Raw genomic sequence first — 25,652 nt, 5'->3', positions numbered from 1 at the left:
TAAGACGTTAGATCACACTAAATCCAAAAGTAAACGAGGAAATATGACTGAAGAATCAAGCAAAATCAAGGTCGACGCGCGTCACCCATACACTGTTATGACAGTTTGCACGGGGAATATTTGCCGCTCGCCAATGGCGGAAATCGTGTTGCGCAATGAGTTTGCGCTTAGGGGATTAAGTGACGTTGTTGCCGTGCGTTCCAGCGGAGTCAGTGACGAAGAATACGGAAATCCGATCGATCGACGTGCGCAAAGGGAATTGACAAAACGCGGATACCACCTTCCAGCAACGCATTTTGCGCACAGAATTGATGCAGACGAGATTGCGGAAACGAATCTGTTTTTGCCAATGACGGCATCGCATATGCGCTCACTTTTGCGATTGCTTCCTGCGCAAAAGCGCGAGCTTGTACACATGTACCGCGAGTTCGATCCGTCGCTTCCCAAGCCTCAGCCTGGTCGCGAGATGATGCTTGATTTGGCAGATCCATGGTACGGAGGTCCTCGCGAATTTGAAGTTGCAATGGATCAGGTTGAAGAGTGCGCGCCTTATATAGCAGACTGGGTTTGCGCTCGCATTGACAGAGCCTAGTTGCAGAGTCGATTGACAGAGCCTAGTTGCAGAGTCAATTGACAGAGTATAGAGCGCGCGCTTAAAACCTAAACCAAAAACTAAAACTAATAAGCTATTCGCCCAATCGATCCAAAAGAAGCGCTTCGGTAACAATATTTCCGCGCAAACCTGGTAACGAAATTGACTCGTTAGGGCTGTGAGCATTAGACTTCGGATCTTCCGGACCAGTTACAAGAACCTGCGCCTTTGGGAAGATGCGCTGAAGTTCCGGAATAAACGGAATCGAACCACCTTCACCCTTATTTACAGGCTCCACGCCGAAAGCATCGCGCATAGAAGCGAGAGCATCCTTCGTTGCAACAGCATTCGGATCCATAGCCCAGCCCATGCCGCTATCAATCGGCTCTGCCGTAACTTCTGCACCAAAAGGCGCGTGAGATACCAAAAAGTCACACAAGGCTTTCTGCGCTTCTTCTGGACGCTGCGAAGGTGCGGTACGAAGCGAAAGACGCAACTTAGTTTCGTGAGCAATCACATTAAAACTGCCCTCAACTGGGTGCGCATCCATGCCGATTACCGTCAAGCTCGGCTTAGTCCACATGCGCGCGGCGAGAGAGCCAGTGCCGGCAAGCTTATAAGAATCGACTACTGAAGCGTCGGCACGCACTTGTGCCTCGTCCAAATCGCGCTGCAAACCGCCAACCGGCTCCTCTGCGGCAATTCCAGGAACAGCTAAATCGCCATCCTTGTTATAAAGCGAAGCAATAAGCATGGAAGCAAGCGTATAAGCGTCCAAAATTGGGCCGCCAAACTGTCCGGAATGCACCTGATGACCAAGTACTTTAACCTTCACGTCCACGTCGGTATTTCCGCGCAAACTCGTTGTAAGACTTGGGATTTCGGCGGACCAGTTGCCGGAGTCGGCAACGATGATTACGTCAGATTCGAACTCGTCTTTATGTGATTCGATGAAAGGAATGAAGCTTGGTGAGCCCATCTCTTCTTCGCCTTCGACAAAGACTTTAATATTTACGCGCAAGTCGTCGCTTAGCGCGCGCAAAGCACCGTAGTGGATTGCGATTCCGCCGCCGTCGTCAGCAGCGCCGCGGCCGTAGAGGCGACCGTCTTTCTCCGTGCCTTCAAATGGGTTCGTGTCCCACTCGGATGGGTCTGGAACTGGCTGCACATCGTGGTGAGCGTAGAGCAAAACCGTTGGCGCGCTTGGGTTTACGATGCGCGAGCCGACCACTTCAAAAGCACCAGGAGTGCCGTCCGGATTCGTGGACTGCTCAACGCGCGCATCCACACCAACCTCACGCAACACTTCAGCAACGTACTGAGCGGACTTGCGCATATGCTCTCCGGAAATTCCCTTGGCAGAAACCGCAGCAAGCGAAATCTTCTTATTCAATACGGAAACAACGTCGTCCCAAGCATTTTGCACGCGTTCGCGCACATCATCGACTGCTAAATCTGCCATAAATCCTCCAAAGTATTTTCCAAAGTATTTTCCAAAGTATTAAATTAAAAGATGTAAGTGTATATAAAACGCGTTAAACGGGTTAAACGTTTTATAACATGTTAGGACGTTTTAGGACGTTCGCGCGTAAAACATTTACGTATAAACTATATCCGCGAGTGTGTAAAGTTAGTGAGAATCAACTTAAGTGCGTTGCGTAAGTGCGTTGCGTAAGTGAATTGAGTATCTAGTAAGTGCGTCGAGTCTGTTGAGTAATCTGCAAACATGACATGGAATCTACTCGCAAAAAAATCAGCTGCTGGCGACGCTGCTAATAACGCTGCAGCGAACGCTTCAGAAAAAGCTGCAGCAAAAGCTGAGATGCAATCTGCAGCAGCACAGAAAACGCGCGAAAAAAACGCACCAACACCAAAACGCAACGCTGTACAAGCGGAAAAACTTCGTCCACTCGTACCAGCGGATCGAAAAGCAAGCGCAAAACGCGCACGTGCTCGCCTCAGAGAGCGAGAAAACGAGCAGTATGAGGCCATGAAATCCGGCGATTTAACGCACATGCCAAAGTCAGAGCAGCTTCCATGGCGCATCTACATTCGCGATTACGTTGACGCGCGCAGAAATCTTACGGAATTCTTCTTTCCTTTTGCAATATTAATAATGGTCTGCCTATTTTTTGCTCAAGGTCTTTTAGGTCAACGATACGTAATCGTGTATTTCGGACTCGCTGTGGCCTTATATGCTTACATACTTTTGTCGATTATCGATCTGATAGTAATGTGGCGAAAGCTTAAGAAAAAACTTATTAAAAAATTTGGTGACGCTCCAGTTCAGCGCGGATCAAGATCTGCGATGTATGCTTTCAGCCGAGCGTTACAGGTGCGTATTTGGAGATTGCCGAAACCAAGCAGCAAAAAGCGTGGAAATTGGCCGAAGTAAATTACTCTTGTAAAGACGGTTCTGTAAGAGCGGTTTCGTAAGAGCGGTTTCGTAAGACGTTTTCGTAAGACGTTTTCGTAAGACGTTTTCGTAAGACGCGCAATTATTGCCACTATAGATTATTATTAGTAGCAACTCATTTACGCTTAATCAAATCTGATTAGCGCAGCGAATATCAGGGGATAAACGCATGGCAAAAGATAAAGCACAAAGCACGAAAAAGAAGGGCATGATTTCACAAATCGTGCGCATCTACAAGTACACGCATTCGGACGACAAACAGCTGCCAATATGGTTGGCAGTTGCGTTTGCTTTGCCTATAGTGATTGCGATCGCGCTTGGGCTGATTTATAGCTGGTCGATTTTATCTTGGATTTTTATGCTAATCACTGCTGCTATGGTTGGTTTGCTGCTGTTTACAGTGGTTCTTACGAAGCGTGCAGACAAAGTAGGTTACGCTAAGTTGGAAGGTCGTTCGGGGGCGGCGGCCGGCATACTTTCCGGCATAAATAAAGGCGGATATTCATTCCCACAGCAACCTGTATGGGTTGATCCGCGAACTAAAGATGCGATTTGGCGAGGAACGGGCTATTGTGGCGTGTTTCTTGTGGGTGAAGGTAATTATGATCGCGTTATGCGAGCGATGGACAGGCAGGAGCATGCTGTTAAAAGTGTAACTGCCGGGTCAAATATACCTGTGTATCGTATTGCTGTTGGAAGTGGGGAGAAGCAAATTAAGCTTAAGGAATTGCGCGGAAAGGTTTTGAAAGCTAAGACGTTGCAGCCTATAAAACATAAGTTTGCGTTTATGGATAAGATTCATCCGAATCGCAGATTCTTCCTCACTAAAGCGGAGCTTGCGATTTTGAACGAGAGACTGCGCACATTGCAGGGCAAGAACGGATTTGGGATTCCTAAGGGGATTGATCCGACGCGTCCGCAGCGAGTTAGTCGACGTGCGATGCGCGGTAAGTGAGTAGGCTTGCGGTGCGGTAAGTGAGTAAGCTTGCGGTGCGGTAGGTGAGTTTTTGAAAATAAGATGATTAGCGTGCGTAAGTGCCGTTTGTTCGGTGCTTGCGCACGTTTTTTATTGTGTCGGTTGGAGTATGTCGTCGTGCCTCGATTTTTTGCAGCTTACTTAAAATTGTCGAAAACACATAATCGTTTGGTGAAATCGACAAAACACGGTGTGATTTTGTCGAAAACACCAAATCAACTGGTGAAATAGACAGAATACGAGTCGAAATTGTCGAAAACATATAATCGTCCGATGTTTTCGACAAAACGCAAGACAAAACTGTCGAAAACACCAAATCAACTGGTGTTATAGACATTTTCTATTAACTGCCAAAATTATTTGCATGTTGTTCATTGCTCCATTTGCGAGAGAGTTGTCTCGCATTTGGAGTTGTTGATTAGATTATTTGCTCCATTTGCGAGAGAGTGTTCTCGTAATTGGAGCTGTCTACCTTACTTTTTGCTCCAAACGTGAGAGGATTATCTCGCATTTGGAGGGTTTGATTCTACTGAATGCTCCATTTGCGAGAGAGTTGTCTCGCATTTGGAGGGTTTATAGTCGTTTTCTGCTCCATTTGCGAGAGATGGTTCTCGTGAATGGAGGGTTGGAGGGTTGTGCGTCGACGCGGTGCCGTACAATCGTCAATCGACACGGGTGCTTTTGGTTGACGCGTTACTAGCGCCGCAAGAGCTGAGAGAAAACCGCTTGAACGTGAATCCGGGTAATACCGGCGCACGGAGGTCAATTTTCCCGTGCCTGGAGAGGTGTTGCAAGGTTTCTTTGTAACGCAAAGTATTGCATGTAACGCATCAAAATGTAACGCATTGCAATACATAACAAGAAAGGCACATTTTTTATGTCAGAAGAATTAAAAGAGAAGGCTAAGATTAATTGGCGCTGGACCGTCGCTGATATTACTGTTACGGTAGTTATTGGCGTTGCTTCCGGTGTAATTTTCTGGATTGGCTATTTTACTCATCATTTCCTCGATATTCCATTTGCTGCAGTTCCTGGTTTGAATTGCTTGTACTATGGTTTGTTCTATTTCCCTGCTTGCTTGGCCGCAATTATTGTTCGTAAGCCTGGAGCTGCATTCTTAGGTGAGTTTGTTGCTGCACTTACCGAATTTCTTATTGGTACCAGCTGGGGTGCAACTGGAGTTTTGATTCCAGGTTTAGTTCAGGGTATTTTTGGTGAGATTATTTTCCTTTGCTTCCTATATCGCGTTTGGAATGTTTGGGTTGCTACTCTTGATGGTGCATTCACGGCATTTGGTGGCACTGTGATTTCATACATTCTTTGGGGTGAAGGTGCGTCAATCTTTAGCGATTACATGATTATCAGCACAATTTCTGGACTCATCTCTGGTGCGATTATTTCGGGCTTGTTGATGTGGTATTTGTATAAGGCAATTTGCTTAACTGGCGCGTTGGATCGTTTTGCATCTGGTCGCGTAGCTCGTGCTTAGTTGCAAATTTGCTAAATAGCGAAATTAAAAATTAAATATATTAAAAATTAAAAATCTATCATTGCCATAAAGGATTTACTATGCCTGATGCTACTAAATCGCAAGAATCTGAAACTTTCCTTCCAACAGATTTAAGTGATCGCAAGAGTATCAGCAACGCTAGTGACGCTAGTAGCGACGCTATTAATAACGCAAATAACGCAAGTAACGCAAATAACGCTGAACTTCGTTTTGAGAATTGGGGTTATCGTCATGCTTCCCGTCGCGCTTTTGCGGTACGCGGGTTGGACCTCACGATTAAGGCGGGGCAGCGCGTGTTGCTGCTTGGTGCATCAGGCATAGGTAAATCTACTATTTTAAGCGGTGCGGCTGGTCTTATTGGTAATGATTTTGTGACAAAAGATAGCGTAAAAAACGCGAAAGATAGCGTAAAAAACGCGAAAGATAGCGCAAAATCCCAGCAAACCACTCTCGTCGAAGATGCCGATGGTGGAGTGAGCGAGGGTTGCGTTTTAGTTGACGGCGTGCCGGTTCGACGTGCGCGCGGTCGTGTTGGTTTGGTTTTACAAGATCCGGATGCGCAGGCGATTTTCCAGCGTTTGGGTGATAACGTTGCGTTTGGTCCGGAAAATATGAACGTTCCGCGCGGTGAGATTTGGGATCGCGTGCGCGAAAGTCTTAAAAAAGTTGGGTTGGATGGCTTGCAATTGCATCGCTCAACATCGCATTTAAGCGGCGGTCAGATGCAGCGTTTGGCGCTTGCCGGCGCGCTTGCTATGCAGCCGAGCGTGCTGCTTTTGGACGAGCCGACCGCGAATTTGGACCCGGATGGCACGCAGCAGATTGTGGGTGCGGTGCGCGCAGTTCTGGATTCGACGCGCGCCACGATGGTGCTTGTGGAGCATCACGCGGAGCCGTGGATTGATATGATCGACCGCGTGGTTGTGCTTGGGCTTGAAAGTGATGAAGCTGCTTATAGAGACGTTGCGGACGGCGAAACTGTTCACGACGACGATATCGCGCGCGCGGCTTCTTCTCGCACGGTGATTGTGGCCGACGGCACGCCTGACGAGGTTTTTACGCGCGCCGATTTGGACTTTGAAGATCTTGGAATTTGGCTTCCTGAGCGTTACAAGAAAAATACGAATTCTTCCGCAAGTAATTCTTCCGCAAACTGCGATCCAGCAGAAGGCTACGGAGAAGTGCTACTTTCCACGAAGGATCTCGCAATCAGCCATAATAGCGAGCCGATTGCGCAACACATCAATCTTGAGTTTAAAGCAGGACAGATTACGGCTTTGGTTGGCGCGAACGGTGCTGGAAAATCAACGCTTTCGCTCACTTTGGCAGGTCTTTTGCCGGCAGTAAGCGGCGAAGTTGTGGCGAGTGATGCTCTTTCTAAAGGCGCGAACGGCACGAATCCAATGAAGTGGAAGTCGCCTGATTTGGCGAAGCGAATTTCGTACGTTTTTCAGAATCCAGAGCATCAGTTTGCGTGCGGTTCGGTGTTGGATGAGGTTATGTTGGGGCCGCTTCGCACGGGGGTTTCGGCGGATGAGGCGCGTGCGAAGGCGGAGGAGTTGCTTAAGCGATTCCGTTTGGCGCGTTACGCGAAGGCGAATCCGTACACGCTTTCGGGAGGTGAAAAGCGTCGTCTGACTGTGGCAGCGTCGCTTGCTGCGGCTCCGCGTGTGCTGATTTTGGACGAGCCGACTTTCGGGCAGGATCGCAAAACTTGGTTGCAAATTATTAAACTTATCGCAAGTTTGCGCAGTGAGGGCGTGAGCATTATTGTGGTGACGCACGACCGCGAGCTGGTCGAGGCGTTGGGTGCGCGCTTGGTGGAGCTTGTGCCGGATGTGAAAACTGAAGCTGCTGAAGCTGCTGAAGCTGCTGAATCTGCTGAATCTGCTGAAGCTGATTGTGCTGCTGAATCTGATTGTGCTTCCGAAGCGCTTGCTGTGAAATCTTCCGAAACTAAATCTACCGAAACTAAATCCTCCGAAGTGAAATCTTCCGAAGCGCTTTCCGCAACTACCGGCGCAACAGACATTTCGCGTATCAAAGTGAGCGCTGTGAACAATCGCGACGAGGAAGCGAAACTTTCCAGTAGGTCGCCACTTCTTGCGTCAATTAACCCAGTATTTCGTATTTTCGGAGCGTTCGCAGCTTCGATTCCGCTGCTTTTTACGCTTGATTGCGTGTCGGCAACTGCTGCGTTGGTGATGGAATTTGTGATTTTTGCGTGCATCAAACTTCCGCCGTGGCGCGTGATTCGTCTTTCGTGGCCTGTGTGGGTGGGTGCGCCGACATCCGCGCTAACCGTGCTGCTATACGGCAAAAGTGGCGGAAATACTTGGTTTCAGTGGTGGCTGATGCATGCTACGGACCGTTCGGCTATGCTGGCTGTTGCAACTTCGCTTAGGATTTTGGCGATTGGCGTGCCGTCGATTGTGATGGTTATTGGGCTTGATGCTACTGATTTGGCGGATGCTTTCAGCCAAGTGTTGCATTTGCCGGATCGATTTGTTTACGGCGGTTTGGCTGGAATTAGGTTGTTTGGCGTGCTGCAGGATGATTGGGCGGCGCTGACTGCGTCGAGGCGTTCGCGCGGTTTGGGTGATGAGCATCGCGTGAGGGCTTTCTTCCCGCAGTCGTTTGCGCTGCTTGTGCTTTCGATTCGACGTTCGACGACGCTCGCCACGGCTATGGAAGCGCGCGGTTTTGGGGGAGTTGGTGCGCGTTCGCATGCTAGGGTGAGCAGTGTTCGTACGCGCGACTGGTGGGTTTTGGCTGTTTGCGCGATTGTGCCGTTGGTTGCTGTTGCGGCGGCGCTTTACTGCGGTACTTTCGCTTTCCTCGGCGGCGCGTGATAGCGTCTTGTGATAGCGTCGCGTGATATCGGCGCGTGATAGCGCTACGAATTATTTGCGCACTGCCCGATTTTTTTTGCAGCTTGATTGGGATTGTCGAAAACACATAATCGTTTGGTGAAATAAACAGAATGTGAGTTGGGATTGTCGAAAATACCAAATCGTTTGGTGAAATAAACATAATTCGAGATGAAACTGTTTAAAACACATAATTGCCCGATGAAATCGACAAAACGCAAGTCAAAACTGTCGAAAACACATAATTGCCCGATGTTTTCGACATTTTCTATTGACTGCAAAAATATTTAACGCGCTGACGATTTGCCTTAGCGCTGTTTTTTGGGATACTCGTGCAGATTGCGGTTTGCGCACTGCGGTTTGTTTGCGTGGCTGCGTCAGGTTTGCGCACTGCGGTTTGTTTGCGCACTGCGGTTTGTTTGCGCACTGCGGTTTGTTTGCGCAACTTCGTCAGGTTTGCGCACTGCGGCCACTTAGTTTCGCGTGCGCGCAGGCTGGCACCGTATTTAGCGCAAATGTATATAGGTTATAACAATATATAGTGGTTTTAAGACACGCCGAACGCGTTGTGTGCTGATTTTTGCAAATTTTATTTTTGGGAAATATTCGAAAAATATACGTAAGTTATGCATTTCACTATAGATTTTTAACTATATTTGCAATATAAAAAAAGTTTTACGCTATGTTATAAAAAGCTGTGAGAATTACTTGAAATACACCGTGGGGGGGGGGTATAACTACTAGAGGCTTTTAAAACGGATAGATATGCTTGCGTATAGGATATAGGGGTATATTATACTCGCTACCTGTGGTTGGCTCTGCCAGCCTGCGCATGGTCTTTATTATCGGAGTTGAGTTTCTCGCTCTGATTGACTTTTAGAAAGCTGCCGGAAGAATTTTAAGGATTTTTCCGTAGTGTGTTGCGCTGCGATTGGCTGCGTTTTGTGCAATGGTGATTACTCGAAGGGGTTGATTGCGCTAAAAATCAGGTTTTTGCGGCAGTGAAGGATTAGGAAGGCGAAGAAAATGCTACCAGCAAAGTTCCGTGGATTCGCATCACGCGTGGGTCGTCTTGCGTCGCGCGCTTTGGCTTGGCATAAGACCAGCGAGCGCGATGCATCGCTCAACGCTACCTCCAGTGCAACCGTATCTAGCGCAACTTCTAACTCTTCTGCTTCTACTTCTACCGTTACTTTTTCTTCTACCTCTGCTTCTTCAAATGGTTGCAGACGTATTCTTTCAAAGCATTACGTTTTCCGTGCGTTTTTAGCGTTGCTTGTTTCTGTTGCCACGCTTCTTGCTGTACTTGTTGTTCCAGCTAAGCCTGCAAACGCAGCTCAGGTTATGTGGTCGTATGGCGGTTATGGATATTTTACTGCTAATGGTAATGGTATTGGTAATGCTGTTGAAAATATGCATATTACGCCAAGTATTACTAAGGACTCTAATGGTACTCATGTGCAGTATGAAATATATTTTAACTATGCTTTTCTTGAGCATCTAGATAACCAGCCTAGGCAGCGTATGCCAGCGCGAGTCACTTTTTATGTAGATCTTCCTAAACAGCTTATTACGGACACTATTAGAGTGAAAAGAGATAGGCGAAATGTTTACGAGAAAAAGTGGAATGAATGGTCAACCCAGAATGATAAAAACATCCCAGAAACGATGAAAACTTGGGATAAGTATTGGGGTGCTACTAGAACAATTTCTCGTTGGCATTATACATATGGCAATACAGATTTCAATGATCAATGGGAAGACACTGTTGGTAATGGCCATTTTGGCTGTGGATATAATCAGGATACTGATCCTACAGCGCGTGATTTTACGAAGAAATATAGTTTATGCGAAATAAAGAAGTGGCATGATAATGGCGACTTTGGTATAATGCTGCGTTCATATGAGAGTGCTAATTCTACGACTTGCTACCGTTGGGTTATTACTGCAGATGTGCCAGATGGTACTGATATTCGTTACATGCCTATTATTGCTGGATACCAATCTACTAATGCTAAATCTCATGAGCGTCATTATGCAACTTATGGTCCTTATGATCATGATGGTGATGGCATACCAGACAACGTTGAGTGGGATAATAGTACCGATCCAACTAAGCCTGGTGGATTGCATTTTGAGGAGTCGGAGGATTCGCAGCCTCGTCAAGCTTCTTCTGTAAGAGCTTATACTGATGATGGTCACTGGCAGGAGAATGGTGATGATTACTACAATAATAAGGGTAGTTTTGTTCCTGATTATGGCAGTGACGGTAAAAGAGGTAAGCTGTACAATAATATTCCTAAGAATCTTATTTATTCCATTGATGGTAACGCTTATTTTGATAACAATAAGAGTTCCAATGCTCAAGTTACTTTTGATGATCCTAATAATCAGAAGCCAGAGCCTTTACAACAAGGTCATGCGTGGATTGATAAGTCCACAGGCAAAGTGTATTTTAACCCAGCAGACTCGCATAAAAATCATATAGTCTATATACCGATTAAAGTAACATACCCTAATCCAAATAAGTACAACTGTAATCATAATCAGCCTTTTTCAGAGACGGTTGTCGCTAAATTCCGTGTTTGGCCTATGTCTCATTTTTATAAGCCTGTGTATCCAGATTATGATAAAAAACAGGTACAAGCTGGAAACTCAATTACGTCAGTTCCAAAAAACGAGGGGATCACTAAAGGTGATTTTCCTAAAGGCACTAGGTTTGAGCTTGGTACAAATAATAATTATTCTAGTCCAGTGCTTTCTTGGTCAAAAATAACGAATGCTAGTACTGGTGAAGTAACTTTTACTCCAAGTAAACCTCAAGATCCTAAGAATTATGATACTCCTGTAATTGCTTACTATCCTGATGGTTCAAGCACTAAGGATAATGGTCAGGTTTATGCTCACGTTAAAGTAACGCCACTTACTATAGGCAATAACGACTTAGGTTTTTCTATTGCCGAGGGTACAGGTATGCACGATTGGGGTAGTAAGTATGACGACCGTATTACTTATGGTTCGTATCATACGGATCATTACACAAATCTTGATAAAGATAAGCAGATAGATAGTAGTAGGCTTCTTATACCTGACGCATGGTCTGCTAACAACAAGTCTCCGATTACATTCCGTGCTATTTGCCACGAAAAAAATAAGGATAATTATACGCTTCTTAAATGGGATGAAGAGAAAAACAAGTCCGTTGGTGATGTTAACGGATTAAAGTTTACTGCTTTCCATCAATGGAAGATTGCTACGGAAGAGGAAGAAAACAAGTGCAGGAATGATAAAAACTGTAATCTTGATGATTTTAAGTACTCGCATTTAACTAAAGACGAGTATAACACGAATATTATGGCTCGTTCTCGCGCGATTATTACTGGAAAGCCTGAGAAAAGTGGCGAATACGAGTGTCGCGTGTTTGCTTTTAACAATGCTGTTAGTCTTAAGAATTTCGATGACATAATTGTCAATGACAATGGTGGAAGTGTTGTTTATAAGAAAATGCTATTTGCTAATTATGGTACTCAGGGTGCGACTAAGGATTCAAAGGGTAAAGATTGGAATGACAGCATTTTCCGCTTTAATATCAAGCTCAACGATAATCAGCTGTATAATCCGACTTACACGAAGATTCCAGAAATTCAGGCTGGTAGTACTTTTGACAAGAATCTTAAGAATCACAAGGATGCTATAAGCTCTGACGCGCCGCAAAGCAACAATAAAACGTCCAAAAATAGTGGTGGTAAAGAAGTTGGAGCTAACGGCGTTCCAAAAGAGGATTTGGTGAACGTTAAAGAAGGCGCTTTGCCTGCTGGCACTTGGTACGAGATTAAGCGCTTTGTTAAAGCTAGTGATATTACAAATTCGAAAGCAAGCAGTTTGCCTTGGGCTAACTTTGAAGACGGCGAAGATAACAAAGCTGACGGTAAGCAGGAAGCAAAAGATAGTAATGCCACTGGCAAAGGCTCCGTCACCTTCCGCCCAGATAAGTGGCAGGATGCTGGCGAGTACTGGGCCGAGGTTAGGGTGCACTACCCGGACGGCTCTGTTTCTGACGGCGAAGGCTCTATTAACAAGGATTACCCTATCTACGCAAAGGTGAAGGTTACTAGATTGCCTGTTAACAAAGGTGATTTGCATCTTAACGTTTACAAGCAGTATGAAAATGGCAAGTTTACTGGGGATGTAGACAGTACGAACGGAATTGTTGTTATGAAAGGCGTTGGCTTGCTGAAGGATATGGGCATTGACTCGTGGTCCACAGCCAAGCCTGAAGGCATTACGCTTAGAGCTTTGTGTAGAGATGACAGTGATGAAGCTAAAAAGAGTACAACTCATATCTGGAGTGAGAATCTAGATAGTCTGTTCTTCAAGCTTAATTGGCAGCAGGCGTGGAAATATCCAAGCTTTGCTCGTCAGGAAGCTTGCCGTAAGGGTAGCAATAATGGTGATCACTGCAATACTGGCGATGAGCATTTCCTGTTCGATAGCACTGGCGGAACGATGGAGCGTGCGCGCGGAACTATCACCAGCGACAAAGCTCCTACGAAGTCTGGCAAATACTATTGCGTTGTGCTTGCGATGAAGCTTACGGATTTGGGTAAGTATAAGAAAGCTATTAAGAACAGCAAGATTAGCGTTACTGATAATAACTTTGCTAAGGCTATGGGCTTTACCGATACTGAGGGCATTGACTACGCTGCAAAGTTCTTCCCAGTCAACGTGGTGGAGCCGTTTAAGCTGCCAAAGACCGGCGGCGAGGGGATGAATATGGCGCTGCTGGTGGTTGCGATGATTGGCATGTTCGTTGTGTGCGGCGCGTTCTTCGTTGATCAGACGAAGTGGGGTCACGCGATGCTCGTCGGCGCGGCTGCTGGCATGATGGGCGGTTTGCGCGGAATCGCTAGCAGATTGACCGCCAGCATCACGCAAGCTCGCACTATGCAAGTTCGCACTACGCAAGACAGCGTTATTTGCTCAGACGCGAGTATCTCCACTACGCAAAACAGTAAAATTTCCAAAATTTGGCGCGGTTTAGTCAAAAAAGTAAAGTTTAGGCGATTTGACGAATATTGTGCGCCTGTAAAAGATTTTGTCCGCAAAGTCACCGGATGGTTGCGCGCCGCATTGAGGCGCGTCAGAAGGTGGGCTACCGAAAGGTGGCGATGCTGATGAAAAATTTTCTGCAGCTTAAAAACTGCAGTAGTTTCGCCGCATCGCAAGTCGGCTCGCGCGCTGCTAAAAGCACAAGCAACGCAGTAGCGCAGTAATGTGCTAAAACGCGGAAACGTGCAGAAACGTGCAGAAACGCAGTAGCGCAGTGCGCAGAGTTGAAGCGGGTAAGCGGCACAAAACTTGTTGCCAAGGAAACGCGGATTCTACGGAAACCAAGAACTCGCGGCCGGTCGCAACACAACAACAAACAAAACGTATTTTCCTAAAACCTGCCCGAAAGGGCACTGATATAAAGGAGAAGAAAGTGAATAAATTCACTAAACAATGCGTGGCGGCATTCGCCTCGCTCGCAATGGCTGGCACGCTGTGCGTCGCCGGCGCCGTGGTGGCAAACAGCTCTGCTTGGGCTACGCCAAGTGTGGATACCAATGGAGCTAAGGGTACTACTGGTGTAGATAAAGCTTCTGGTACCGCTTCCTACGACAAAGCTCCATGGAATCTTGGTGATGCAGCTGCAACCAAGACCGGCTCCATCACCATATACAAGTGGAAGTCTGAAACTAATGGCAATGGCAAGCAGAAGAAGGAAAATCCTGTTGAAGGCGCTGGCTTTACCATCAAGAGGATTAGTAAGATTGGTGATACTGACATCAATCTGAACAACTACTCTGCTTGGACGAAGATCACTGAGAGCGTTGCAAAGCTCAATGCAGATTCTGTTACTACTGATGCTCAGGATTCTTCTGATAAGCTCAAAGTCACATATGACCCTAACTTCACTCTTGCCGAAGGCAAAACAAACGCTAGCGGTGTTGTGAAGTTCAAGGATCTTCCACTCGGCTTATATAGGGTCTGGGAATCCACAGTTCCTAAGGGCTATTCTGCTGATGAGGGCGGTAAGGCATTCTACATGACTTTGCCAATGATTGAGAAAGTAACTCAGTCCGGCGGAACCGCGACCAAAACCCAGTACAACTACGCTCCATTCGTCGATCCTAAGAACGTCGATTTGAGCGGCGCTGTTACTAAGACTGCAACCACCACCAATACGGTTGGTGCTGGCGATACAATCGAGTACACCATCAAGGCGAAGCTTGATAAGTCAAGGCCTAATAGAGAAGATGCTTCGAAGTTTAAGGCAGATGATTTCAAGGGTTACACCGTTTACGATCTTGCGCCAAGCGATTACTTTACTGCGTATGACCAATCAGTAATTACTAAAATGACTGTTGGTGATACGGAAAAGAATGAACAGGGCAAGACAACAACTGTAGAAGGTCCAGAACTTACCTACAATAAGACTACCCCCAATAACGGTGACTACACTGTAAATAGCGACGAAACCATTGCTGCAGTTACAACTGGTGAAGAAACTAAGAAAGACGTTAAACGTACGAAGATTAAAATCGAGTTCACTGCTGCTGGTCGCGAAAAGCTTGCTACCGAGGTGAATAAGGAAGCTAACGTCGGTAAGGCTGTGTATGTAACTGTTCATCTTAAGTTCACACTTAAGGGTTCTGACACGATTGGCACTAACAAAGTTACCAACAAGGCTAGGATAACTCCTTCTCACACAGATGGTTCAACTCCAAGCGATGTTGATACTACAAATAATCCAAGCACCGAGTTTGCTACATTCAAGATTAAGAAGGTTTCCTCTAAGGATGATTCTGCCTTGGGTGGCGCAAAGTTTAGGTTGTTTGCTGTTAAGGCTGAAGCTCAGGCTTGCACCGATGCTATTAAGGCAGATAAGTCAGGTCAAGACCTTAAGAATGCTTGCGAAGTCAAATCTTCCACTGGCTTTGGTGAGAAAGAAACTGCTTCTGAAACAAAGGATGGCAAGACCAAGGGTGAAACCGACGGTTACTCCGTTAAGCGCGGCGAAGCATTCTACGTTGTGGAGACTGTTGCGCCAGCTGGTTACATTCGTAACCCTGATGTTCAGAGTGTGACAGTTGAAGCAACTGCAACAACCAAGACTATCACTGTCAAGAACATCCCTGACGGTGGCAACGGTGGTAATGGCTGGCTCTTCAACCTTCCAAAGACCGGTTCTTACGGCATAATCATCTTCGCTCTTGCTGGCGTGTGCTTGGTGTGCTTCGGCATCTTCGTATTCATGCGCAACCGCAAGAAGGATGAGGAACAGCAGGAAGCCTGATTCCGCACAATTCTGTCAAAATTTACAAGGCGCTAGGCGATTTAAAGTTACTGTAGACGCGCTGCGTGCAAAACTTTAATCGCCTGGCTATAATTAAAAACTCAGCAGGCTGCGCTGTGTTCGCGCACACCGATGGCTTGATTTGCATATGCGTTGAAAGCTTGAAACGAACGTCGCACGCGTTAGTGTGTGCGAGTATTCCTCTTCTTCGCGCAGCACAGTCTGCTGTCTCCTCTTCTTTCCATTCGGAAAGAACCTTAATCAATAACAATTCATCATCTTTTAGAAAAGAAGTTGAAATGAAGAATATTTATGCAGATAGAGAATGCTTCATCAAACGAATATTTTCAATAAAGAAAAGAATTGGGAATTACTATATTGACACAATTGGTGGCATTGAAGGCGACAAGGATGCGTTGGAGATGGAACTGCACAGAGTAAGGTTCATTTACAACGTGTTACATGGTTTCGCTTCAGGATTTGTTCTTGGATTCCTTTCAGGATTTATTGGATTGTTAGCTGGATTTGTGAAGCCTGAAGCTAATCTTTTGAATATTTGTCTTATGGCACTTCTTTTCATAGCTATTCTAATTTGTCAATGGTTTTCCCTCTATTTAGCAAATACTTATTACGAAAAGATGAAGGTTGTTGAAAAAGAACTTGAGGAAATAAAAAATAGTTGACGTATTATTGCTATACGGACAGTCCGAATAACACTAACGTCCGCGCTGGCAACACCACAGCGAAATGCACTCCTACCACGCCAAGAACAACGGTAGTGAATTGACGTGTGAGGGTGGGTGTTGCTTGGTCGAAGATGCTTTGCTATTAGTGTGGTAGAGATTTGAGATTTTTCGCACAGAGCGAGATGAACCTCAGCACGAAGTGGTGATTCATTGAGCGAAGAAGAAAAATCGAAGAATCTCGGCGATTAAACACGGTTATTAACGATTGGCACGCAGAAGTTTGGGGGGATTTTTCTACGAGCACTAAAAGAGGACTGAGCGAACTTAAGTACAACATAAGTAAAGTTACTGTACGTTAAAAATGTTTTGCATGAATATGTAGCGAAGGCCGGGACGTGCGAGGAGAGAAATCCCCCCAAACTCGCGCCACATAGAATGAAATTAGTTATATAAACCCACGAACGGAGGAAGCATGAAATTGAACAGCGTTGTTTCGAAAGTATATGCTTTCTTCAACAAAATCTCTAAAAACAAGCTTTTTCAGAACAAAACTGCTAAAAATAGCGCTGCTAAAACTGATCAACCTCAATCTAACTCAAATTCGCACACAACTCAGAATCCTTCTAAAAATCCTCCTAAGAAGTCTTCTAAAAAATCTAAACTTCGTAAAGTTATTGAGCCGATTGCATTCGTTGTTGCCGGTCTGTTGTGCTTCGCGTATCCGCTGTGTTCAACGCTTTGGAATAATCATGTTTCTAAGGAAATTTCCGAAGCTTACGACAAGTATAATCACGATCAGGCTGGTGACGTGCGTCGCGCTCATTTGCGTGCGGCTCGCCGCTATAACGCGCGTCATAAGGCGATTCTTACTGCCGACCCGTATAACGGCAGTTCTGATTACATGAACACGCCGGAATATAAGGAATATGCGAAGCAGTTGGACGAGCCTATGGGCATTATGGGCATCGTAAAAATTCCTAAGATTGGTGTAAAACTTCCTATTTATCACGGCAGTTCGCAGGAAGTTTTGGCGCGTGGCGCTGGTCACTTGTATGGCACGGATTTGCCTGTGGGTGGCAAGAACCGCCACACGGTTATTACCGCGCATACCGGTCTTGCGGATGCCACCATGTTCGACGATTTGGTGAACCTGAAGAAGGGCGACTACTTCTACCTTGATGTACAAGGCGAGACGCTGCGGTATAGGGTGTTTCGCATTAGCGTGGTCGATCCGCACGATATTAGTCTGCTGCAACGCGAGAAGGGGCGCGATTTGGCGACGCTGCTCACGTGTACTCCGTACGGCGTGAATTCGCATAGACTGCTTGTGACGGGTTACCGCGTGCTGCCGGATCCGGTTGCGCCGCCGGAGGATCGCATACAGTGGCCGCTGTGGATGACGCTGTTCCTGCTTGCGATGATTTTGACAATCGCCGTTCTGACGACGATGATTTTGGCTGCAGTTGGTAAGAAGCGGCGCGATTTTGATATTCGCGGCAAGCATATGTTGTTTATTTCGCGCGAAATGCTGCGTAAGTTGCGGCGCGGCTAGCGTGACGACTTCGTGTGGCTAGCGTTACGGTTGCGCGCGCGTTTGTAGTCAATAGAAAATGTCGAAAACATCGGTTTATTATGTGTTTTCGACAGTTTTGGCTTGCGTTTTGTCGATTTCACCAAGCGATTTTGTGTTTTCGACGGTTTTGGCTTGTGTTTTGTCGATTTCACCAAGCGATTTTGTGTTTTCGACAGTTTCGCCTCGTATTTTGTCGAAAACATCGGTTGATTATGTGTTTTCGACAGTTTCGTCTCGTATTTTGTCGAAAACATCGGTTGATTTGTTGTTTTCGACAATTCCAGCTCACATTTTGTCGATTTCACCAAGCGATTTTGTGTTTTCGACAATTCCGCCTTGCGCAGCTGCGTCACTAACGAATAGTTGCGGTTTAGTGTTACTTGCGAAGTACGTAATCTGATGTTTTAGACCAAAAGCGAGATAAGATCAAGCAAAAACAACTGAGCTCTTGCCCTTAAAGAAGGATTTTTAACGAACAAGAGCTCAATGAAATCACGTGTAGGAGCAACCTACACAGGTAAGTTAGAGTCTACCACATTCCCTGAGAATTTGCATTTGTCGTATTATATTTTCGTGTCAAATTCAAACTAAATGTACAATATTTTCATGTCTGCTAATACATTTTTTACTCTGCAAGAAGCGCAACAATTCTGTGGCGTGGCTAGATTTGATCGTTATATGCGCGATGCAAATAACGATTTAGATACGGCTATGCTTATATGCAAGTCGAATCATGAATTAGCAGGAATATTACATGAGCAAATTGGATACGTAGAAATATGCGTGCGTAATTCAATTGATTTAGAACTTCGCAAACTTGCGTTGAAAGAAAAGCAGAATGAGGAATGGACCAATCCTCTTTATATGCCAGATTCTGTTAAAGATTTGATTGAAAATCAAATCAAGAAAGCGAAAGAAATTGCAGTTCGAGCGCATTTTGGTGGAAGTGTAAATCATGATGACATTTTATCTAAACTCATGTGGGGAACGTGGGTAAAACTTGTTGGATCTTCGGAAACAAACAGCAACAATCGCATTCAGCAAAAACTTTGGAAAGATGCTGTATGCAATGCGTTTCCATTTGTTAATTGCTCCAAAATCAATAAACAAGACGATTATGGTAGGAAAATAATATCAAGAAATCTTATTTATATTAAAGAGATTAGAAATAAAGCAGCTCATTTTGATAATTTGTACAGTATAGCTCAAAAAAATAAGAATCTTATAAACGCACTGTTTACGCTACTTCATGCAGTTAATGAATCGTTTACGATTGGATGGATTGATCCAGCAAAAATACGTAAAGCTGCTAATAAATATTTGGAACTGACGAAGTAAGAAGTCTGAAAATAGATACGTAAGTTGCGGCGCGGGTAGTGCGACTACTGCGCGCGTTTTGCTAGTCAATAGAAAATGTCGAAAACATCGGTTGATTTTGTGTTTTCGACGGTTTCGGCTTGTGTTTTGTTGATTTCACCAAATGATTTTGTGTTTTCGACGGTTTTGGCTTGTGTTTTGTTGATTTCACCAAATGATTTTGTGTTTTCGACAGTTTCGCACTACATTTTGTTTATTTCACCAAATGATTTTGTGTTTTCGACAATTTCGCCTCGTATTTTGTCGAAAACATCGGTTGATTTGTTGTTTTCGACAATTCCGCCTTGCGCAACTGCGCCACTAACGAATAAACGTCAATGCGACACGCCCAACTTGCGTGCGCGCGTATTCTGAGTATAGTTATCTCTCGGTTCGCAAAACGAGCCGAGATAACCAACGCCCCTTTAGCTCAGTTGGTTAGAGCAGCTGACTCTTAATCAGCGTGTCCAGGGTTCGAATCCCTGAGGGGGCACAGACAAAACCCAAGCTTTACGGCTTGGGTTTTTTCGTATCTAATCCTTCCGCCACGCGAATTCAACAGTGTGTTTGTCCCTCTTTGCAGTCAAGCTGGAAACATGACCTCGTCAAATATGATGCCGCAATTATTCCAGGATTATTCGCAGCTTGAACAGCAGCAGTCTCAACAGCCGCCATTTACGCCTCAGCCGCAGCAGCCGCAGCCGCGCCAGCTCCCTCTAAAAGCCGCCGACACAACTGCCGAAAATCCATGGCCTGTTGCCGTTTTAAGTCAAAAGTTCCACAGTGCTGTAGAACGTTGGCCAGCAGCGTGGATTGAAGGTCAAATCGTCGAAATTAACATGCGCCGCGCGTCTTCCGGCTACATCACTCTTCGCGACAGTAACGAAGAAGTGTCGATTTCCGTAATGGGCTTCAGCAATTTCGTGCAGCAGGCGCGCGAACTTCGCCAGGGCGATCGCGTTGTAGTTCACGGCAAGGCGGATATTTGGGTGAAAGCCACGCGTTTAAGTTTCGTTGCAGACGAAATCAGGCGCGTTGGTGCTGGCGACTTAAAAGCGCAAATTGACGAGTTGCGTAAAAAGCTTAAAGGCGAGGGCTTATTCGACGCTGAAAATAAGGTTCCGCTGCCGGAATTTCCTAAGTGCATTGGTCTCGTATGTGCGCCTCAAGCGCGCGCGGAGGGCGATGTTATTACGAACGTGAATTTGCGCTGGCCTGTTACGCGCTTCAAAGTTGTTCATGCGCATGTGCAGGGCGTGCAGTGCCCGGCGGATATTATTGCCGCAATTAAGCAGCTCGATGCCGATCCAGAAGTTGACGTTATTATCGTTGCGCGCGGCGGCGGCAGCTTTGAGGATTTGATCGGTTTTTCGGACGAAGGCGTGGTTCGCACTACGGCTGCATGCGTGACGCCGATTGTGTCTGCAATAGGTCACGAGGACGATTGGACGCTGATTGATTTGGCTGCAGACATGCGCGCTTCGACTCCTACGGATGCCGCAAAGCGCGTGGTTCCGGACGTTCGCGAACAGTGGCAGCTTATTGATAATGCGCTGCAAACTATGCGCATGCGAATTTCTGCGCGCGTTGACAATGAGATTCGGCTCGTTGAAGGTTATGCAAATCGCCCGAGCCTTACGCGCCCGAGCACTATGCTTGAGCCGCACGAGCGCTTGGTTGAGCAGGCTGTTGAGCGAATGCGTCACGGTTTGGTGCGACTTCTTGACGACGCGAGCTTGACTGTTGAGAAGGCGCATGCGAGCTTGACTGCGTTAAGTCCGCAATCGACTTTGAATCGCGGGTATGCTGTTGTGCAGCTTAGCGGTGGGCGAGTGCTTGACGACGCGGATTTAGCGAAAGTTGGCGACGATATGACAGTTACGCTTAAAAGCGGTGTGGTACTTGGCAAGGTGACTGGAACAAAGGTGACTGGAACAAAGTCGGCTGCAGTGAAGTCAAGTAAGTAATTTTAGATATTTTAGATATTTTAGATATTTTAGATATTTTAGATATTTTAGATATTTTAGATATTTCAGATATTTCAGATACAACGAAAGGTTAGATATGAGCGAGAAAGCAACAAAAAAAGCGGAAGAAGTAGCGGCAGAAAGTACAGAAAGTGCGGATTTTGCAAGCACTCTTACGAAAGAAGAGCGCGCTGCGATTGAGGCGATGCCGTACGAAGAGGCTCGCGAAAAGCTAGTTCAGGCGGTTCAGGCGCTGGAAGCTGGCGGTTTGACGCTGGATCAGTCCATGCGCCAGTGGGAGATTGGCGAGGCGTTGGCAAAGCGCGCTCAGGGTCTGCTTGCCACCGTTCGTGCCAAGTTGGACGCGGCACAGGCGGAGCAGTCGGCAACTGCGGCTACAGCTGGCACGCAATCGAATCTTGAAGATTAAGTGCGCGCCGCAGTGACACGCCTTAGTGTATAATTGCCGTTTGTTGCCTCGGTAGCTCAGTGGATAGAGCACCACTCTCCTAAAGTGGGTGTCGTCAGTTCGATTCTGATCCGGGGCACTTTTATTACTTGTTTGCTTTTGCTATATCTCTTGGACAATATGTCATGAAAATGTCATGAAAATTATTCGCGAGTTGCGAAATCCTTCCCAATGTTAGGGGATAGTGTTAGATTGTTTCTAACTTAAACGATGATCCGTTATCGGCGGGGAGTTTTCGGAAGAACGGCGAGGATTCGTAAGGTTCTCGCTTATTAGAACCGACGGGGTTGGCCCGCACAGCCAAACACGAGAGGCTATAAGAATAGTTCGATTGCGTTACGTAGTCGTCTTATAGCAAGCGAGGTGGTACCGCGGCAGTAACTGTCGTCCTCGCAGGGAAATATTCACCCTGTTGAGCGAGGAGAGCACAGTGAGCGAATCCACTAATCCAGCCGAAAAGTCGTGCGCAAATAGCGTATACCCAAAGGTAAGTGTTTCTGCATCAACGCAAGAAAACGCTGGCGCGCAAGTTGCACCAAATCCTTCCTTCCCAAAGCTTGAAGAGTCCGTTCTGCAATACTGGGATGCAAACAACACTTTCCGCAAGTCAATCGAATACCGTCCGTCTGGCAAGGGAAGCCAAAACGAGTTCGTGTTCTTCGACGGCCCTCCATTCGCAAACGGTCTTCCTCACTACGGCCACCTGCTCACAGGCTACGCAAAAGACGTCGTTCCGCGCTATCAGACTATGCGCGGCCGCAAAGTAAACCGCGTTTTTGGTTGGGATACTCACGGTCTTCCTGCAGAGTTGGAAGCGCAAAAAGAGCTCGGCATCGAGTCGGTTGAGCAAATCGAAAAAATGGGCATCGCAAAGTTTAATGATGCTTGCCGTGCTAGCGTTTTGAAGTACACCAACGAGTGGCAAAACTACGTACATCGTCAGGCTCGTTGGGTTGATTTCGAGCGCGGCTACAAAACTCTGAACATTCCATACATGGAATCCGTAATGTGGGCATTTAAGCAGCTTTACGATAAGGGCTTGGCTTACAAGGGTTACCGCGTACTTCCGTACTGCCCTAAGGATCAGACTCCGCTCAGCGCGCACGAGCTTCGTATGGATGCGGACGTTTACCAGAATCGTCAAGACACAACTGTTTCCGTGGCAGTCAAGCTTCGCGACGAAGACGATGCTTACGCAGTATTCTGGACCACTACTCCTTGGACTGTGCCAACCAACTTCGCAATCGTAGTAGGCGCAGACATCGACTACGTGGAAGTTCGTCCAACTGAAGGCAAGTTCGCCGGTAAGAAGTTCTACATTGGTAAGCCTTTGCTCGGCTCCTACACTAAGGAACTTGGCGAAAACTACGAAGTTGTGCGAGAACTTAAGGGCGCCGAGATGGCCGGCTGGCGCTACTACCCAGTATTCCCATACTTTGCAAGCGATTCTGCGCTCGCAGAGGGCGGCACTCCTGGTCCTAACGCTTTTACGATTTTCACTGCAGATTATGTCGACACCGCTGAAGGTACTGGTCTCGTTCACCAGGCTCCTTACGGCGAGGACGATATGAACACGCTTAACGCGCACGAAATTCGCAGCGTTGACGTGCTCGACGCAGGCTGCAAGTTTACAAGCGACTGCCCAGATTACGAAGGCTTGTACGTTTTCGACGCGAACTTGCCGATTTTGCGCAACTTGCGTGCAGGAGACGGCCCGCTCGCTCAAATGCCGGAAGATCAGCGCGCGTTACTATTCCAAGAAAAAAGCTACGTGCACAGCTATCCTCACTGCTGGCGTTGCGCAACTCCGCTTATTTACAAACCTGTTTCTAGCTGGTTTGTGTCTGTTACGAAGATTAAGAAGCGTTTGCTAGAGCTTAATCAGGAGATTAATTGGATTCCTGGAAACGTTAAGGACGGCCAGTTTGGTAAGTGGCTTTCTAACGCTCGCGATTGGTCGATTAGCCGTAATCGTTTCTGGGGTTCGCCAATTCCAGTGTGGGTGAGTGACGATCCAAAGTATCCTCGCGTAGACGTGTACGGTTCGTTGGAAGAGCTTAAGGCTGATTTTGGCGACTATCCTCGCGACGACGACGGCAATGTGAATATGCACCGTCCGTATATCGATCGCCTTACACGTCCAAATCCAGACGATCCTACCGGAAAGTCGCAAATGCACCGTATTACGGATGTTCTCGACTGCTGGTTTGAGTCCGGTTCTATGCCTTTCGCACAGTTCCATTATCCGTTTGAAAATAAGGAATTCTTCGAAGAGCACTTCCCATGCGATTACATCGTTGAATATATTGGTCAGACTCGTGGCTGGTTCTACACGCTTCACATTATGGCTACTGCTCTATTCGACCGCCCAGCTTATAAAAACGTGATTTGCCACGGCATTGTGCTTGGTTCAGACGGCCAGAAGATGAGTAAGCATTTGCGCAATTATCCGGATGTGAACGGCGTTTTCAACGAGTACGGTTCGGATGCTATGCGCTGGTTCCTTATGTCTTCGCCAATTTTGCGCGGTGGCAATTTGATTGTTACTGCAGACGGCATTAGGGATACGGTTCGTCAGGTTATGCTTCCAGTTTGGAGCTCGTATTACTTCTTCACTTTGTATGCGAACGCTGCAAACGGTGGTAAGGGTTACGATGCTCGTCGTCTTCGTGCGGATGAGGTTGCAGGACTTTGCAACATGGATCGTTATTTGCTTGCTCGCACGCGTTTGCTTGTTGAGCGCGTAGAAAAGTGCTTGAACGAGTTTGCGATTAGCGATGCTTGCGCGGCAGTAAGCGATTTTATTGACGTGCTTACGAATTGGTATATTCGCGGAAGCCGTGACCGCTTCTGGAATGAAGACGAGACTGCTTTTAACACGCTTTACACTGTTCTGGAAGTGTTCATGCGCACGATTGCTCCTCTTGCTCCTATGGAAGCGGAGGCTGTATGGCGTGGTCTTACCGGCGGCGAATCCGTACATTTGGCTGATTGGCCTTATTTGGTTGAGCCTGAGACTCTTTCGGATGGCGAGAAGAATCCTAAGGCTGGCGAAGTAACTGAGCTTGGTGCAGTTCTTGCTCACGACGATGCTTTGGTTGCTGCTATGGATAAGGTTCGTGAGGTTGTCTCTTCTACGCTTTCGTTGCGTAAGGCGGAACAGTTGCGTGTGCGCCAGCCGTTAGCAAACTTGACGGTTGTTGCAGAAAATACTGCTGCTGTAGAGCCTTACGAGCAGGTACTTGAGCGCGAGCTTAATGTGAAGAATGTTACATTCTGCACTTTGCAGGATGCAAGCGAACACGGTTTGAAGATTGTTCACGAGCTTAAGGTGAACGCGCGCGCGGCTGGCCCTCGTTTGGGTAAGCAAGTGCAGTTTGCTATTAAGTCTTCTAAGAGTGGCGATTGGCATGTTGACGAGTCTGGCGCTCCTGTTGTTCAGACTCCAAACGGCGAAGTTGCGCTTGTTGAAGGCGAATATGAGCTTGTAAATCGCGTCGAGTCTTCGGATGCTCAAGCTGCTCAAAATACGGCTTCTGCTGCTATGCCAACTGGCGGTTTCGTTATGCTTGACACTGCTTTGACTAGCGATTTGCTTGCTGAAGGTTACGCTCGTGACGCTATTCGTGCTGTTCAGGATGCGCGTAAGGAGAACGGTTTGGACGTTACCGACCGAATCGCTTTGACTTTGAGCGTACCTAGCGCGGACGTTTCTAAAGTTAATCAGTTCCGTGATTTGATTGCGGAGGAGACTTTGGCTACGAGCTTCGAGGTTGTTGAGGCTGATTCTAGCGCAACTGAGCTTAGCGTAAATCTTAAGCGCGCGTAAAACACAACTAACAGCTAATTAACTAAACAAAACGTGCCGGCGCACAATTCAATACGTCGGCACGTTTTT

17 protein-coding genes and 2 tRNA genes are annotated in these 25,652 nt (G+C 46.7%); 17 read left to right on the top strand and 2 right to left on the bottom strand.

Annotated features, from left to right (window positions below; translation table 11 throughout):
* Positions 1 to 43 precede the first annotated feature (43 nt).
* Positions 44 to 592, top strand: a complete 549-nt coding sequence (locus ACPFYS_RS02445; RefSeq protein ID WP_427877474.1) for a low molecular weight protein-tyrosine-phosphatase — start codon at positions 44 to 46, stop codon at positions 590 to 592.
* Positions 593 to 686: 94 nt separating this feature from the next.
* Here ACPFYS_RS02445 and ACPFYS_RS02440 read toward each other — a convergent pair whose 3' ends face one another.
* On the bottom strand, positions 687 to 2,054 hold the full coding sequence (locus ACPFYS_RS02440) for a dipeptidase (protein WP_427877472.1): 1,368 nt from the start codon (positions 2,052 to 2,054) through the stop codon (positions 687 to 689).
* A 264-nt stretch (positions 2,055 to 2,318) separates the two neighbouring features.
* Between ACPFYS_RS02440 and ACPFYS_RS02435 the strand changes: the two genes are divergently transcribed.
* Together ACPFYS_RS02435 and ACPFYS_RS02430 are read left to right on the top strand one after the other, a co-directional pair.
* Positions 2,319 to 2,987, top strand: coding sequence for a DUF3043 domain-containing protein (locus tag ACPFYS_RS02435; RefSeq protein ID WP_427877470.1), 669 nt, complete (start codon positions 2,319 to 2,321; stop codon positions 2,985 to 2,987).
* 190 nt (positions 2,988 to 3,177) lie between these two features.
* Positions 3,178 to 3,963, top strand: a complete 786-nt coding sequence (locus ACPFYS_RS02430; RefSeq protein ID WP_427877468.1) for a DUF4191 domain-containing protein — start codon at positions 3,178 to 3,180, stop codon at positions 3,961 to 3,963.
* A 67-nt stretch (positions 3,964 to 4,030) separates the two neighbouring features.
* Here ACPFYS_RS02430 and ACPFYS_RS02425 read toward each other — a convergent pair whose 3' ends face one another.
* Entirely contained in the window at positions 4,031 to 4,321 is a 291-nt protein-coding gene (locus ACPFYS_RS02425; RefSeq protein ID WP_427877467.1) for a hypothetical protein, read from the bottom strand.
* A 540-nt stretch (positions 4,322 to 4,861) separates the two neighbouring features.
* Between ACPFYS_RS02425 and ACPFYS_RS02420 the strand changes: the two genes are divergently transcribed.
* The 14 genes from ACPFYS_RS02420 (at position 4,862) to ileS (ending at position 25,583) form a co-directional block, all read left to right on the top strand.
* A complete protein-coding gene (locus ACPFYS_RS02420) occupies positions 4,862 to 5,473 on the top strand; it encodes an ECF transporter S component (protein ID WP_427877466.1) in 612 nt (203 codons plus the stop codon).
* An 80-nt stretch (positions 5,474 to 5,553) separates the two neighbouring features.
* Positions 5,554 to 8,346 carry an ATP-binding cassette domain-containing protein gene (locus ACPFYS_RS02415; protein WP_427877465.1) on the top strand — a complete coding sequence of 931 codons (2,793 nt, stop codon included), beginning with the start codon at positions 5,554 to 5,556 and terminating at the stop codon, positions 8,344 to 8,346.
* A gap of 1,044 nt (positions 8,347 to 9,390) precedes the next feature.
* Positions 9,391 to 13,539 (top strand): Rib/alpha-like domain-containing protein, encoded by a 4,149-nt coding sequence (locus ACPFYS_RS02410; RefSeq protein WP_427877463.1) that lies wholly within the window; start codon positions 9,391 to 9,393, stop codon positions 13,537 to 13,539.
* Between the two features lie 307 nt (positions 13,540 to 13,846).
* Positions 13,847 to 15,703: a SpaH/EbpB family LPXTG-anchored major pilin gene (locus ACPFYS_RS02405; RefSeq protein ID WP_427877461.1), complete on the top strand. Its 1,857-nt coding sequence runs from the start codon at positions 13,847 to 13,849 to the stop codon at positions 15,701 to 15,703.
* Positions 15,704 to 16,002: 299 nt separating this feature from the next.
* Complete coding sequence (locus tag ACPFYS_RS02400; protein WP_427877459.1) at positions 16,003 to 16,386, top strand: hypothetical protein; 384 nt, start codon at positions 16,003 to 16,005, stop codon at positions 16,384 to 16,386.
* 475 nt (positions 16,387 to 16,861) lie between these two features.
* Complete coding sequence (locus tag ACPFYS_RS02395) at positions 16,862 to 17,941, top strand: class C sortase (protein ID WP_427877458.1); 1,080 nt, start codon at positions 16,862 to 16,864, stop codon at positions 17,939 to 17,941.
* Between the two features lie 58 nt (positions 17,942 to 17,999).
* Positions 18,000 to 18,362: a hypothetical protein gene (locus tag ACPFYS_RS02390; protein ID WP_427877456.1), complete on the top strand. Its 363-nt coding sequence runs from the start codon at positions 18,000 to 18,002 to the stop codon at positions 18,360 to 18,362.
* Between the two features lie 257 nt (positions 18,363 to 18,619).
* Positions 18,620 to 19,300: an Abi family protein gene (locus tag ACPFYS_RS02385; protein ID WP_427877454.1), complete on the top strand. Its 681-nt coding sequence runs from the start codon at positions 18,620 to 18,622 to the stop codon at positions 19,298 to 19,300.
* A gap of 75 nt (positions 19,301 to 19,375) precedes the next feature.
* Positions 19,376 to 19,693, top strand: coding sequence for a hypothetical protein (locus tag ACPFYS_RS02380; protein WP_427877452.1), 318 nt, complete (start codon positions 19,376 to 19,378; stop codon positions 19,691 to 19,693).
* Between the two features lie 44 nt (positions 19,694 to 19,737).
* Positions 19,738 to 19,811 (top strand) — tRNA-Lys (locus tag ACPFYS_RS02375).
* Positions 19,812 to 19,929: 118 nt separating this feature from the next.
* The gene (gene xseA, locus ACPFYS_RS02370) at positions 19,930 to 21,285 is read left to right on the top strand and encodes an exodeoxyribonuclease VII large subunit (RefSeq protein WP_427877600.1); all 1,356 of its coding nucleotides are present in this window, start codon (positions 19,930 to 19,932) and stop codon (positions 21,283 to 21,285) included.
* 97 nt (positions 21,286 to 21,382) lie between these two features.
* The gene (locus ACPFYS_RS02365) at positions 21,383 to 21,715 is read left to right on the top strand and encodes an exodeoxyribonuclease VII small subunit (RefSeq protein WP_427877450.1); all 333 of its coding nucleotides are present in this window, start codon (positions 21,383 to 21,385) and stop codon (positions 21,713 to 21,715) included.
* A gap of 45 nt (positions 21,716 to 21,760) precedes the next feature.
* Positions 21,761 to 21,833, top strand: a tRNA-Arg gene (locus ACPFYS_RS02360).
* Between the two features lie 351 nt (positions 21,834 to 22,184).
* Complete coding sequence (gene ileS / locus ACPFYS_RS02355; protein WP_427877448.1) at positions 22,185 to 25,583, top strand: mupirocin-resistant isoleucine--tRNA ligase; 3,399 nt, start codon at positions 22,185 to 22,187, stop codon at positions 25,581 to 25,583.
* Positions 25,584 to 25,652: the final 69 nt, after the last annotated feature.

The organism is Gardnerella sp. 2492, from assembly GCF_050320365.1.
GTDB lineage: Bacteria > Actinomycetota > Actinomycetes > Actinomycetales > Bifidobacteriaceae > Bifidobacterium.
This window is presented reverse-complemented; position numbering and strand designations above follow the sequence as displayed.